At 71.0% G+C, this 12,184-nt stretch carries 17 protein-coding genes and 1 pseudogene; 10 read left to right on the top strand and 8 right to left on the bottom strand.

Going from position 1 to position 12,184, the window contains the following annotated elements; all coding sequences use genetic code 11:
- Positions 1-55 precede the first annotated feature (55 nt).
- Both A3IC_RS53530 and A3IC_RS0110270 read right to left on the bottom strand, forming a co-directional pair.
- Positions 56-352 carry a hypothetical protein gene (locus A3IC_RS53530; protein ID WP_158695887.1) on the bottom strand — a complete coding sequence of 99 codons (297 nt, stop codon included), beginning with the start codon at positions 350-352 and terminating at the stop codon, positions 56-58.
- 164 nt (positions 353-516) lie between these two features.
- Positions 517-975, bottom strand: a complete 459-nt coding sequence (locus A3IC_RS0110270) for a MarR family winged helix-turn-helix transcriptional regulator (RefSeq protein WP_026218093.1) — start codon at positions 973-975, stop codon at positions 517-519.
- Between the two features lie 63 nt (positions 976-1,038).
- Between A3IC_RS0110270 and A3IC_RS0110265 the strand changes: the two genes are divergently transcribed.
- Positions 1,039-1,407, top strand: a complete 369-nt coding sequence (locus A3IC_RS0110265) for a VOC family protein (protein WP_020549970.1) — start codon at positions 1,039-1,041, stop codon at positions 1,405-1,407.
- 201 nt (positions 1,408-1,608) lie between these two features.
- On the opposite strand, the gene A3IC_RS72445 is transcribed toward A3IC_RS0110265, so the two are convergent.
- Both A3IC_RS72445 and A3IC_RS68485 read right to left on the bottom strand, forming a co-directional pair.
- Positions 1,609-2,430 (bottom strand): GNAT family N-acetyltransferase, encoded by an 822-nt coding sequence (locus A3IC_RS72445; RefSeq protein WP_020549969.1) that lies wholly within the window; start codon positions 2,428-2,430, stop codon positions 1,609-1,611.
- Between the two features lie 52 nt (positions 2,431-2,482).
- Entirely contained in the window at positions 2,483-2,659 is a 177-nt protein-coding gene (locus A3IC_RS68485) for a hypothetical protein (protein ID WP_158695886.1), read from the bottom strand.
- 258 nt (positions 2,660-2,917) lie between these two features.
- Here A3IC_RS68485 and A3IC_RS68480 point away from each other — a divergent pair, with 258 nt between their 5' ends.
- From A3IC_RS68480 to A3IC_RS62055, 4 genes are all read left to right on the top strand, one after another.
- The gene (locus tag A3IC_RS68480; protein WP_158695885.1) at positions 2,918-3,712 is read left to right on the top strand and encodes a tetratricopeptide repeat protein; all 795 of its coding nucleotides are present in this window, start codon (positions 2,918-2,920) and stop codon (positions 3,710-3,712) included.
- On the top strand, positions 3,709-4,374 hold the full coding sequence (locus A3IC_RS68475) for a hypothetical protein (protein WP_158695884.1): 666 nt from the start codon (positions 3,709-3,711) through the stop codon (positions 4,372-4,374). The genes A3IC_RS68480 and A3IC_RS68475 overlap by 4 nt, the downstream gene beginning before the upstream one ends.
- Before the next feature lie 514 nt (positions 4,375-4,888).
- Positions 4,889-5,242 carry an ATP-binding protein gene (locus A3IC_RS62060; protein WP_158695883.1) on the top strand — a complete coding sequence of 118 codons (354 nt, stop codon included), beginning with the start codon at positions 4,889-4,891 and terminating at the stop codon, positions 5,240-5,242.
- Between the two features lie 377 nt (positions 5,243-5,619).
- The gene (locus A3IC_RS62055; RefSeq protein ID WP_158695882.1) at positions 5,620-6,228 is read left to right on the top strand and encodes a hypothetical protein; all 609 of its coding nucleotides are present in this window, start codon (positions 5,620-5,622) and stop codon (positions 6,226-6,228) included.
- Positions 6,229-6,436: 208 nt separating this feature from the next.
- Here A3IC_RS62055 and A3IC_RS0110235 read toward each other — a convergent pair whose 3' ends face one another.
- Positions 6,437-7,273: an undecaprenyl-diphosphate phosphatase gene (locus tag A3IC_RS0110235; RefSeq protein ID WP_026218091.1), complete on the bottom strand. Its 837-nt coding sequence runs from the start codon at positions 7,271-7,273 to the stop codon at positions 6,437-6,439.
- 631 nt (positions 7,274-7,904) lie between these two features.
- On the opposite strand from A3IC_RS0110235, the pseudogene A3IC_RS73420 reads away from it, so the two are divergent.
- Both A3IC_RS73420 and A3IC_RS72975 read left to right on the top strand, forming a co-directional pair.
- A pseudogene (locus A3IC_RS73420) lies at positions 7,905-8,045 on the top strand (sensor histidine kinase); the annotation flags it as partial.
- Positions 7,997-8,470: an ATP-binding protein gene (locus A3IC_RS72975; RefSeq protein WP_425387325.1), complete on the top strand. Its 474-nt coding sequence runs from the start codon at positions 7,997-7,999 to the stop codon at positions 8,468-8,470. The pseudogene A3IC_RS73420 and the gene A3IC_RS72975, both read left to right, overlap by 49 nt.
- On the opposite strand, the gene A3IC_RS53515 is transcribed toward A3IC_RS72975, so the two are convergent.
- Together A3IC_RS53515 and A3IC_RS0110215 are read right to left on the bottom strand one after the other, a co-directional pair.
- On the bottom strand, positions 8,406-8,771 hold the full coding sequence (locus A3IC_RS53515) for a YrdB family protein (protein WP_020549962.1): 366 nt from the start codon (positions 8,769-8,771) through the stop codon (positions 8,406-8,408). The two genes, A3IC_RS72975 and A3IC_RS53515, sit on opposite strands and share 65 nt — an antisense overlap.
- Positions 8,772-8,996: 225 nt before the next feature.
- On the bottom strand, positions 8,997-9,530 hold the full coding sequence (locus tag A3IC_RS0110215) for a hypothetical protein (RefSeq protein WP_020549961.1): 534 nt from the start codon (positions 9,528-9,530) through the stop codon (positions 8,997-8,999).
- A 167-nt stretch (positions 9,531-9,697) separates the two neighbouring features.
- Between A3IC_RS0110215 and A3IC_RS0110210 the strand changes: the two genes are divergently transcribed.
- Positions 9,698-10,129, top strand: a complete 432-nt coding sequence (locus A3IC_RS0110210) for a DUF3995 domain-containing protein (protein ID WP_205354091.1) — start codon at positions 9,698-9,700, stop codon at positions 10,127-10,129.
- Positions 10,126-10,533, top strand: coding sequence for a VOC family protein (locus A3IC_RS0110205; RefSeq protein ID WP_020549959.1), 408 nt, complete (start codon positions 10,126-10,128; stop codon positions 10,531-10,533). The genes A3IC_RS0110210 and A3IC_RS0110205 overlap by 4 nt, the downstream gene beginning before the upstream one ends.
- Before the next feature lie 54 nt (positions 10,534-10,587).
- On the opposite strand, the gene A3IC_RS0110200 is transcribed toward A3IC_RS0110205, so the two are convergent.
- A complete protein-coding gene (locus A3IC_RS0110200; RefSeq protein WP_020549958.1) occupies positions 10,588-11,352 on the bottom strand; it encodes a ZIP family metal transporter in 765 nt (254 codons plus the stop codon).
- 504 nt (positions 11,353-11,856) lie between these two features.
- Here A3IC_RS0110200 and A3IC_RS0110195 point away from each other — a divergent pair.
- Positions 11,857-12,060, top strand: coding sequence for a hypothetical protein (locus A3IC_RS0110195; RefSeq protein WP_158695881.1), 204 nt, complete (start codon positions 11,857-11,859; stop codon positions 12,058-12,060).
- Positions 12,061-12,184: the final 124 nt, after the last annotated feature.

Genomic DNA, 12,184 nt, shown 5'->3' with positions numbered 1-12,184 from the left:
TCGCGGCAAGCGAGCGGCGCCCGAGCCGGGCGCCCGCCGCCTCGGGCCCGAAGCCTCACTCGCGCGCCGCGAACAGCGCCTCGGTATCCCGTCGCAACAACGCGATCAACCGTTCCACCCGCTCCGGCGCGATCTCGAGTCGCCAACACAGCTCCCGGTCCGCCGGCGCGGCCGGCGCCACCACGACCCGCACCTCGTACGCCCGTTCCGCCGCTCCGGGCGCTGCGTTGTGCCATCCGAGCAGCGCCTCCGCCAACCGGCGCGCGGGCCCCTCGACTGCGGGCAACTCGCCTACCACGGACGCCCGTTCCAACGCGTCGTCCCCCGGATGCCGGGGAAGCCAATTCTCCATGCCGACCATGCTCACAGCCCGCCCCCACGCCGACCCGCAAAACACGCACGCCGATCGGGTTCCCCGACTCCGGCCGCCCGACCAAGGCGCAAACCTTCGGTGCGGTGATTCACGCTCGACTGCACTCCCGTCCGGGCGCGGTGGGACGTGCGCCAGGGAACGAGCTATGCCCCGTCGTTGCCATCGCGCAGGGAATGGATCATGCTCCGCAGGATCCGGAAAGCGTCCGACTGCTCGGTCTCGGTCATGCCGGCCAGCATTCCGACCTCGACGGACCGGACCGCTACGGTCGCCTTCTCCAGGCTCCGTCGGCCGCGAGGCGTGAGCCGCGCGGGAAGAACCTTCCCGACGGGTGCCTCCGCGGGCCTGGTCACGTAGCCCTCTCGTTCCAGGGCCTGGAGCAGCACGTTCATCGTCTGCCGTGTCACGAACGCGCCCCGCGCGAGCTCGGAGTTCGACAAGCCCGGCCGTTGAGCCAGCAGCTCGAGGCAGGAGTAGTGCGTCACGCTCATGCCGAGCGGCCGCAGCACCTCCTCCATGGCTGCGCGCAGGGCGCTCGAAGCCTCTTTCAGCAGGTAGCCCAGTGATTTGTCCAGGTCGACGCCGACACGGTTTTGACTCATGTCAGGATTCTGACATACATTGATCCGTGTCAGGAATCTGACACGAAGAGAAGGAGCATCATCGTGCCCGCCACCGGCCCCGACTTCATTTCGCTCCAGGCGCGCGACCTCGACGCTTCGCAGGCGTTCTACGAGCAGTACCTCGGCCTCGTCCGCTCGCAGGCCGGGCCTCCGCACGCCGTCGTCTTCGAGACGAAGCCGATCGCGTTCGCACTCCGCGACGTCGTTCCCGGCACCGATCTCGCATCCGTTGCCCAGCCCGGCATCGGTGCCGCGATCTGGCTCCACGCCACCGACGTCCAGGCCATCCACGATGCTCTCGTCGCCGACGGTCACACCATCGTCTCCGCACCGATCGACGGCCCCTTCGGGCGGACATTCACCTTCGCCGACCCCGACGGCTACCAGGTCACTCTCCACGACCGCGCCTGATAGGCCCGACACCACCGACGATCACCGTTCCCCCGAAGACCGCCGGTTGCGCCCGAGGCGCGAGAATCCGGGCGACATTCATTGGCTCTTCGCATTCAACCGCGTAGACCGGTCCGGTGCGCTGTTGGGACGCGCGGGTGGGGCGGGGAATACATTGCGCCCGAGTTCCGCAGGCAACCGGAACCCCTCGCTTACGCGTGGCTACGCACCTGAGGACGTCCCGAACGAAAGCCGGTCGAGTTGGATTTGGGTTTCCGAGTCGGTGAAGCCGAGGGCTCGGTAGAGGTTGATGGCCAGGTAGGTGGGGTCGGCGACGATTACCAGGGTTTCGGTGGACCAGTGGGCTTGGGCGTGTCGGGCTGCGGTGTGGACCAGGGTTGAGGCCAGGCCCTGGTTGCGGTGGGCCGGGTGGGTGGCGACGGTTTGGTAGCGGGCGAGGCCCTGGCCGTCGGTGAACAGGCCCAGGCCGGCGCGGAGTTGGTTGCCTTCGAAGGCGCCGAACCAGGCTCCGTGGCCGCGGGCTTGGAGGTCGCGGAAGCCGGCGATGCGGCGCGTGGTGAAGGCGTGGTGGTCGGCGGGGTCGAAACCGGGGTTGGTGGCCTCGCTGAGGGCCACGGCCTGGGCCCAGTCGTCGTCGGATTCGGCGACGCGGACGGTTGCGGTGGTGTTGGGGCGCGCGGGCGCGTCGAGCGTTGTCGCGGTCAGGACGGTGCTGCGTTCGACGGACAGGCCGGCGGCGGCCAGGTCGGTCGGGTCGCCGGCTGCGCCGGTCGTACCGTCGACGCCGAGGGCGACGTGGGCCGCGTCGGGGAATTCGCGGCGGAAGGCGTCGATCCGGGCGGCGGCCGTGCCCGGGGCCGGCGGCGTGGCCAAGAGGAGGAAGTTGCCCCAGTGGAAGGTGGGGTTGGCCGGGCTCCGGACGACCAGGTAATCGTCGCGCTTCTCGATGTGGCTGCCTTGGAGGGTGAGCAGCATCAGGTCGGTGCGGTAGGCCAGGGAGGTCACGGTCGCGGTCACGTTCATTCGTTCACCCCATCACATCGGGGTGCCGCCTGGGCGGGCATTTGTCGCGCGCTCACGCGGAGGCGAACGGTGGCGAATCGTCGGCGCGGCGCGCGTCGGCGACACGGCCGGCCGGAGCGGGTGGCGTTGCCGCGTGGGCGGGTTCGGTGGCCCTCCTCGGCACTTGGGCCACCCGCTCCGGTTCGGTGGCCGAGTCGCTCGGGTCCCGGTCCTTGCTTGCTGTGCACACCTGGGCGCTCCTCGGCATCGCGTCCCTCGGCCCGGCGCTTCCTCCACGGCCACCGCGCCCGCGCCGACGCCTGCGTCCATGCCCACGGACCGCATCCGCGCCCCGCGCCGACGGCCGCGCCCGCGCCGACGGCGCCGACGGCCACAACCACGCCCGCGCCCCGCCCCAAGCGCGTCCCGCGGCTCGTGGCGGGCGCGGGGATCGGTGCGGGATGTGGCAGGCTCGTGGGTCTACGCTCCGCGATCCGAAAGCAGGACCATGTCCGGCACTGACCACCTCGCCCAAGCCGACCAAGCAATGCGCGAGGGGCGCATGGACGCCGCCGTCAAGCTCTATCTCGATGCCGCCGACTCCGGCGTGCCCGAGGCTCGGCGCAAGGCCGGCGAGTTGATGTTCGCGGGAGGTGACGAGACCGCCGAGGCGATCCTGCGCGAGGCGCTGGCGGAGGGGGACGCCGAGGCGGTGGACGCGCTCAGCGAACTGCTCGAGGTCACCGGCCGGCCGGACGCCGCCGTCGACCTGCTGATCGAGCGGCATCGGCTCGGCGAGACGCAGTGGGCCCTGCCGATCGCCAACCTGCTGGCCGACGCGCTGGACGAGCCCGAGGCGGCCGAGCGCTGGTACGTCTCCGCGCTCGAAGCCGGCGACCCCGACGCGCCGAACGACTTCGCCGCCTTCCTCCAGGACTTCGACCGCGCCGCCGAGGCGGAGGCGCTGCTGCGCCCGGCGGCCGAGGCCGGCGACGAGTTCGCGATGGCCAACCTCGGCCGGTTGTTGCTCAACGGCGACGCGGTCGACGACGGCATCGCGTGGCTGACCCGTGCGGTCGAGGCGGGCCAGGAGGACGCGCTGGTCGACCTCGGCGACGCCGAACTCGACGCGGGCCGGATCGACGCCGCGCGCGAGCACATCCGGCGGGCGCTCGACTCGGGTATCGACGGCTCGCGCCTGCTGTACGCGCACCTGCTCGACCGCGAGGGCGCGGACAAGAGCGAGGTCGAGGCGGCCTACCGCGCCGCAGTCGAGGCGGGCGACGTGGAGATCGAGGGATGAGGCGCGCGGTACTGGGGATGACCGTCGCCGCACTGATAGCCGTCGGCGCGTGCGGCCCCGCCGAGGACAAGGACGCCAAGGCCGAGCCGTCCGCGACGCCGTCGCCCACGCACTCGGCCCGGCCCGGCGAGATCCGCGACCCCAAGGCGCACATCTCGTACGTGCTGCCCCAGGGCTGGTACCCCAAGCCGCCGGACGCCGTGATCGGCCTGTACTCCTCCGTCGCCTCCACGGTCGACCCCAAGACCGCCAACCCCGCGGCCAACCCCACCGCCAACCCCACGGCCGGGCCGACCGCCGACCCGAAGAATCCGCTCGGGACGTTCATGGTCGGCGTGGTGGACACCAAGGTGTACGTGTCCAAGCCGCGCTCGATGCCGGAGATGGCCGAGACCGTGGGCCGGACCCAGCTGGAACTGATCTACCCGGCCAAGGCCCAGGACTCGGTCCGCTCCAGCGAGGCGGCCCGACTCGACGGCCGCAACGCGTGGCTGATGGACATCGAGTGCACCCCCGAGGACAAGAACGTGGCGCCGTTCCGGCTCCGGGTCACGGTCATCGATACCGGGGCGGTACCGATCTACATGTTGTCCTCGGCGCCGAGCAGCGCCACCGAACGATTCGGTGAGATCGAGTCGATCGAACGGTCGGTGCGGTTCTGACCGAGGGCGGGTCGGGTGGCGGCGTGGCGCCGAGGCCGGCATCTCCGCGCGCTGAAGCGCGTCTTCACGCCCCCGCGCGCCGCTCGGCCTGCCGGCCACGCGCCCTTCCGCGCCTGTTCGCGCCCGTCCGGCACGCCCGACCCGACCCGCGATTTCGCCACCGTCGCAGTGCCGCCCGCTCCCGTCGTGTCGTCGGTAGGGTGGCTGTGACCTGCGGGTTCGGCGAACTGCCGGACTCGGATGGTTGGTTGTTGTCATACGCGCGGGTTGTCCGGTCCCATTCGCGGTTTTCTTTGCCAAGCGATCCGCCCGGAAGGCGCTCGGATTCGGTAACTTCCAAGTGGTCCATCGATCTTGCCGCGGTTCTACCGGATCGCGGACGTTCGGCGACCGATAATCGCAGTTCGGGCCCGTTTCCAGGGTGTATTCGATCACGGTGCTCTCAGCAGCCCGACCGACTGGAGGGGGAGACGTGGCCACCACCGTGTCCAGAACGCGCGCGACCGTACGGCTCGTGTCGAAACCGCAAACCGTCTCCGCCGCCCGCGCACACGTGCGGCGCTTCTGCGAGCGGGTCGGCTTCGAGTCCGACGACCCGGTACGGGTCACCTCCGAGCTGGCCTCGAACGCCGTCGAACATGCCGGGGACTACGGGGATTACGAGGTCTCCGCGTCGTTGCACGGCCGGGTCCTGTGGGTGGAGGTGCTCGACTGCCTGCCGTGTTCGTTGCCGTCTCCCGTCGAGGTACTGGAGGACGCCGAGGCCGGCCGCGGCCTGCTCGTGGTCGCCGCGCTCACCCACCGGTTCAAGGTGGAACTGCGCAGCAGCGGACGCAAGGCGGTGTGTGCCGGGTTCGAGGAGGACTGAGCCCGCCCGATACGGTCGGACACGTACCGGCGCGCAGGCGTACGGGCAGGGTGGTGCGATCGCCCGGACGGCTGGGTCTGCGCGGACGACCTCCACCCGCCCGCCTCCGCGCCCATCCACGTGTCGTGACGGGGAAGAACGGGGCTCGGATGGTGTTCGGCAGGGGTAGGGCGCGTCCGGAAGCGGAACCGACCGCGACAGCGGGGCCGGACGCGGAGGCGCCGGTACCGGGGTCGCTGCCGGAGCCGGGCCACGTGGCCGATTCGAACAGGACCGCCACGCGCGAGCCCGAGTCGAAGACCTCGGGCGGCGCGAAGCCCGCATCGGATGAGTCGGACGAGTCGGCATCCGCCGCGGACCCGGCCGATTGGCAAGCCGTGACCGCGTTCACATACGGCCCGCTCGCATCCTCCTCCCCTTCCTCCACCACAGCCGCCGCGAAGTCCACACTCGGTTCGCGGGTCGGGATCCGCATCCTCCGCGGCGGCGGATCGGGCGGCTTCTTCACCCCATGCGCGTTCGCCGGCGACGACCGCCGCTCGCTCCACCTGCCCGACGGCAGCCTGCTGTGCACGGTGGACGCCGCCGAGACGATCGACGGCGTACGCCACGACCGGGTCCGGGCCGCCGACGGCGAACTTGTCGGCACCATCCGCCGGATCCCGCCCGCCAGTCGTCTGCTCAAGCACACGTGGCGGATCGACCAGGCCGGCCGGCCCGAGATCGTCGGCCGCAACCTCTTCGCCACGACCGATCCGCGCAGGTTGGCGGCGCACACGGCGGACACCGCGATCAGCCTCACCTTCGACACCCTGCTCTCCGGCAACGACGGTTCGCTCGGCCCGGTCCGCCCACGCGTGCTCGGCTGGAAGGCCGCCGGCGAACTGGTGATGACCACGGACGGACGACATCAGCCGGTTCGCGTCCTGGCGCCCTGGGTCGACCGCCGGCTGGCCTTCGTCTTCGCCATGCTCGGCGACGCGTGAGCGCCGAGGGAGTGCCGATTGAGGGACAGGCCAGTTCCGCGTGTGCCGATACTCCCGTGCCGCACGTCCTGGTGCCCGAGCCCGTCCGGTGCCCGAGCCGGGGTGACGGCACGACGCCCGGGTCCGCCGTGCGTGGGTACGCGGCGGGCGCGGGCGTCGTGCCGTCGGAACGGTTCGGGCCGAGCGGCGCCGAAACGAGAGTGGAAACCTACTCGGCCGCTCCCGCCGTCGGCTCCAGCGCACCGAAGATCACCAGGCCCAGGACGACCAGGCCCAGGGCCACGCGGTAGGCGACGAAGACCGTGAAGCTGTGCGTGCTGATGTACTTCAGGAACCACGCGATCGCCGCGTAGCCGACCACGAAGGCAACCACCGTGGCCAGGATCGTCGGCCCCCACGCCGGCGCCGGCCCCTCGCCGATCTTGAACAACTCGAGGCCGCCGGAGGCCAGTACGGCCGGAATGGCCAGCAGGAACGAGTACCGCGCGGCGACCTCGCGCCGGTATCCCATCAGCAGGCCCGCCGTGACCGTACCGCCCGAGCGCGAGACGCCGGGAATCAGTGCGAGCGATTGCGCGAAGCCGTAGATCAACGACTCCTTGCCGTTGAGCTTGTCCATCCCTCGGTTGTTCAGCGCCATCCGGTCCGCGAACAGCAGGATCAGACCGAACACGATCAGCGTCGTACCGATCAGCCGCAGGTCGCGGAACGTGGTCTCGATGGTGTCCTGGAACACCAGGCCCAGGACCGCGATCGGCAGTGTGCCGACGATGATGTACCAGCCCATGCGCGCGTCGAGTTCGCCGCGCAGGGACGGGGTGTACAGCGACTTCACCCAGGTCGCGATGATCTTGCCGATGTCCTTGCGGAAGTAGATCAGGACGGCGGTCTCCGTCCCGATCTGGGTCACGGCGGTGAACGCCGAGCCCGGGTCCTCCCAGCCGGCGAACGCCGACACGATGCGCAGATGTGCGCTGGAGGAGATCGGCAGGAACTCGGTGAGCCCCTGGACCAAGCCGAGTACAACGGCCTCGAACCAACCGATCACCGGACGACTCCGAGGGACGAAAGAGGGATGCGGATCATGCCGGCAACGGTAGCGGCGGTCCACGGTGCGCCAGGTGGACATCACATGGCCGAAATTGGACGGAACGGTAACGGCCGAACCGCCGGTACGAATCCCGTACCTGGTCGCTCCGCCGGAGGGAGGGGCTGACGCGCGACGGGCGGACGCAGGCGCAGGGTGCACTCCTGTGGTTGCGGGGACGTCCGTGGTGACCGGTGTCGGAAGGCTGGTGTTGGGTAGCTTGGCGAGGACGATCGGCAGCGTGGGGAGGGACGAGCATGGGCGGCGACCGTGCGGACGGCGTGTTCCGGGGGGAGCGGACCTCGCCGCCACCGGGCACACGCCTGTGCGGCGAGGTCGGCCTCGCCAACGGCGTGCACGTGCGCTCGACCCTGTTCGGGCAGAGCACGGGCAGCGGTACCGGTCCCGCACCGCGCATCCGGGGAACCGTGCGTGCTCGTTCGGCTCGCCGGGTGGACCCGGGACCCGGTCTCGGTGTCGGAGAAGGTGAAGACCGGATGACGAGTGCCACGATGTTCCGGCACGACGCCTTGCTCTACGCGGGCATCGAGGATTCGTCGAGCACGCCGCGGGCTACGTTCGGGCCGGCCTGGCCGCCGACGAGGCGGTCGGCGTCGCGGTGATCGAACCGCGGGCCGGCGCGCTGCGCGACGAACTGGGCGCCGACGCCGACCGGGTGGCCTGGATCGACATGGAGCGGGTGGGCCGCAACCCGGCTCGGATCATCCCGGTCTGGCAGGACTGGGCGGAGCGCAACGGCGCACGCGTGTTCCGCGGCATCGGCGAGATCGCGGGCAACAGCATCGTGCACGGCGGCGGCCACGGGACGGTCGCCGTCTGGACCGAGGAACCTCGTTCGTCTGCGAGATCCACGACGCGGGCCACATCGTCGACCCGCTCGCCGGCCGCCACCGCCCCGCCCCCGATCAGGACGGTGGCCGGGGACTGTGGATGGCCAACCAGCTCTGCGACCTCGTCCAGATCCGCTCCACGAAGGCAACAGGCACAACGGTGCGCTTGACCCCACCGAGTCGCAGGACGCCGGCTGCGCGCGACCCGGTCGTCGGACGGGAAGCGCATCGACCGATTCTCAGTCGGAGGTCCGCGCACCGCGCTGTGCGCGGGCCTTGCTGCGCTGGGCGGCGAGCCCGGTAAGGCGGGTGACGGCGACGCCGATCGCGCCGGGAAGGAGGCCGGCGGCGACGAACGCGGCGATGCCCGTACCCCACCACGCCACCTCGAAGAGGATCCGCGGGAGGCCCGTGAGCGCGTCCGCATTGTTGGCGGCGGCGAACCGACCCCAGAGGAGCATCATCACCGCGGGCGCGGCCAGTCCGACCAGGATCCGGATCGGCCAACCGGCATCGAGAGTGAACCCCCAGAAGCCGGTGGCTCCGACAACTGCCAACTCGGCCAGGAACAACGCCACCATGGCGGTCCAGTAGAGCACGATCACGCGAGCCTCCCCCGTTGCCGCGAGAGCACCGCTCTCGTCTGAGAGCATCCTTCTGCGTTCGCTGCTCCGAGTCAAGAGCAGTGCTCTCGTTTGAGATCGGCGCTCTCATTGCTCATCGGCGGCTCCCGGGTGGGCCCGTGTCCGTGCCCCGGGCATGGCTCGGCCGCGCGTGCGGGCATGACGGGCGCGGCGAGTGGGGAGGGTCGGCCCGGGCCCGGGGTGGGGTCAGGCGGTGGGGGTGGTGGTGTCGGGGCCCTGGGTGCGGATGCGTTCGACGGTTTCGAGGGACTCGCGGAGGTCGGTGAGCCAGGTGTCGGTGTTGCGTTGGACGAGGCGTACGCACCAGGCCAGCGCGTCGCTGCGGCTGCGGGCGACGCCGCCGGCGACCAGGGTGTCGAGGACTTGACGCTCGGGCTGGCGGAGGCGGGTCATGACCGGTACGGAGACCGTGGTGTAAAGGGCGCGGGTGCTGCCGCATTCGACGCCCCAGGAGACCTTGCGGCCGAAGCGGCGCTCGGCTTCGCGGGCCACGGCCATGCGGTCCTCGCGGGTGCGTTCGCGGAATTCGGCGATTCGGCCGTCGCGGGCCGCGTCGCGCTCGTCGGCCGAGACGGCGTCGGCGAGTTCCGGCTCGGGGATGCGGCCGATGACGGTGATTTCCTCGCGGTCGACGGTCACGTCGACGAGTGCGGTGAACAGCCCCTCGGGGAGGCGTCCGGTGAACCAGCCTCGTACGGCTTCCTGCTTGGTTGTAATCATGTAATTCAACTTACGCCGATGTGGGTGGAAGGCAAGGAGGTCCGCCCACAGCGGAATTCGGAGGAGGGATCCGAGCCCGTCACCACGTGGCGGCGTCGGTGCCGGCTCCCCGGGTGGGCGTCGACCCGTGCCGGGGGTGTGTGGGTGCGTGAAGGTAGCTTGGGCGCATGAGCATCGAGGGCGTTGCCGTGCGGATGTCGGTCGGGAGTCTGACCGCGCTCGCCGGTCTGCATGTTGCGTGGGGGCTGGGGTCGTCGTGGCCGTTGCCCGATCGGGAATCGCTGTCGGATGCGGTGGTCGGACAGTCGAGTGTGCCCGGGCCGGTGGCGTGCTTTGTTGTCGCCGGTGCGTTGGGTACGGCAGCGCTGTTGGTCGCGGGGCGGCCGAGGAGTCGGCCCGCGGTGGCTCGGCTGGGGGCGTTCGGAGTGGCCGGCGTACTGGGTCTGCGTGGTGTGCTCGGCCTTGCCGGGCGGACGGACCTCGCGTCGCCGGGATCGTCCTCCGCGCGCTTTCGGCGGTTGGATCGCGTGGCCTACTCGCCGCTGTGCCTCGCGCTCGCGGCCGGCTCGGCGGTCGCGGCCGGCGGGAGTGGTCGATGAACCGGCTCGGGCTGGTGGCGGTGGTGGTGCGGGATTACGACGAGGCCATCGCGTTCTACACCCGCGCCCTCGGGTTCGACCTGCGCGAGGACACTCCGATGGCGGACGGCAAGCGGTGGGTCGTGGTCGCGCCGCCCGGTACGGGGCCGAACGAGGCGGCGGTCCTGCTGGCCCGGGCCGTGGACGACGAGCAGCGGTCCCGGGTGGGGGATCAGACCGGCGGGCGGGTCGGACTGTTCCTGTACACCGACGATTTCGCCCGCGAGCACGCCCGGATGCTCGCCGCGGGCGTGGTCTTCGAGGAGCCGCCTCGGCGGGAGAAGTACGGCGTCGTCGCGGTATTCCGAGATCTGTACGGCAACCGCTGGGACCTGATCGAGCGCACCGGCCCGCTGCTGCGCTGAACGACGGCCGGGGCAGCGGCGCGCCCCGGCCGGCCCCGCCCGCCCCGCCCCTGCCTACTGCGCCAGCGCGATGACCCACCAAAGGAAGCCCACCCCCACGATCGTGCACAGCAGGGTCGAGCCCGAGGGGTGTGGGCTGTGCGCCTCGGGGAGGATGTCGGCGGTGGCGAGGTAGAGGAGGAAGCCGGCGAAGAAGCCCAGGTAGAGGCCGAGGGCCTGTTCCGGGATGGTGAACGCGAGCGTGATGGCCGCGCCGGTCACCGGCGCCAGCGCATCCGCGCCCAGCAGGGCCAGGGCGCGGCGGCGGTCGTTGCCGTACATGCGGGTGACCGTGTACGTGTTGAAGCCGTCCGCGAAGTCGTGCGCGACCACCGCGATCGCGACCGTGGTGCCCACCGTCGTACCGGCCTGGAAGGCCGCGCCGATCGCGAAGCCGTCCATCACGCTGTGCCCCACCAGCGCGACGGCGGCGGTCAGGCCGATGCCCTTCGCCCGCCCGTCCGCGCCCATGGTCGGGCCGTGATGGTGGGCGTGTGGTGCGTACTCGCCCTCGTGACCCCGGTGGATCGCCACCGAGCGCTCGACCACGTGCAGGACCAGGAAGCCGAGGACGAACATCAGCAACGCCTCCGGCACGCCGCCCAGCCGGTCGCCCGCCGCGGACAGCGCCTCGGGCAGCAGGTCGAACGCGACGACTCCGAGCATCAGCCCGGCGGCGAAACCGAGTACGAGGTGTCGGCGGTCGCCGATACGCTGCGCCACCCAACCGCCGAGCAGGGTCATCAAGAAGGCGCCGGCGGCGACCAGTACGGCGGTCATGCCCGCGCCTGCCCGGGATCCGCAGGCTCCATCCGCGACGACGTCATCGATCAATCGTCGGCCGGCGGATGTCCGGACGCGCCGGTTGTTGCGCCGTGCGAGTGAACACACGCACGTCCCGCGCGCCTCCCGCGTGTCCGCGGGAGCACCGTGGCCGACGGCAAATGGGTTGATATGGAGCCGAGTTGTTCGCGCCGTCGCGCGTCGGCCGGGAAACCGACGATCGGGCACGCACGGTACGCCGACCGACCACACCGGACGACAATCGGGACTCGGCCATGAAACAGCGGCGTCTCGGCCCCGAAATACAGGCGCCAAGGCGAGCACGTCCGCCGTAGTCTGGTGCCGGCCGCCCCTATGACCCCGCCCGGCACGCATGCCGATGGCCCGGTCCCGGCGAGCCGTACTCCGTGCCACCCGCCGCCGCGCGACTCGGGCGACCCGGGAAAGCCGCGAGGTGTGTGGGCGACCCATGCCATATACGCAACGGGGAGAAACGGAACGATGAATGTGAAGGTAGGCGACAGAGTCAAGGCGAACCGGCCGATCGGCGGCTTCACCAAGCAGACCGTCCCGGCAGGTGCACCGGGAGTGGTCGTACGCACCACGATGGGCCGCGCGGACGTGTGCTTCACGCTGCCCGGCGTCGCCGGTGGCTTCCGCACCGTCGAGGTATCGGTCGACCCGGGCGCGCTCGCCAAGGTCTGACCGACCGGCACACCGGAACGGAACCGAAGCCAACCGAGCCGAGCCGAATCACAGCCGGAACCGGTGGCCCGATCCCAACCTCCAGCCCCATCCGAAGCCGACATCCACCCCCCACCGCGTTCCC

This window comes from Embleya scabrispora DSM 41855, from assembly GCF_000372745.1.
Taxonomy (GTDB): Bacteria; Actinomycetota; Actinomycetes; order Streptomycetales; family Streptomycetaceae; genus Embleya; species Embleya scabrispora.
This window is presented reverse-complemented; position numbering and strand designations above follow the sequence as displayed.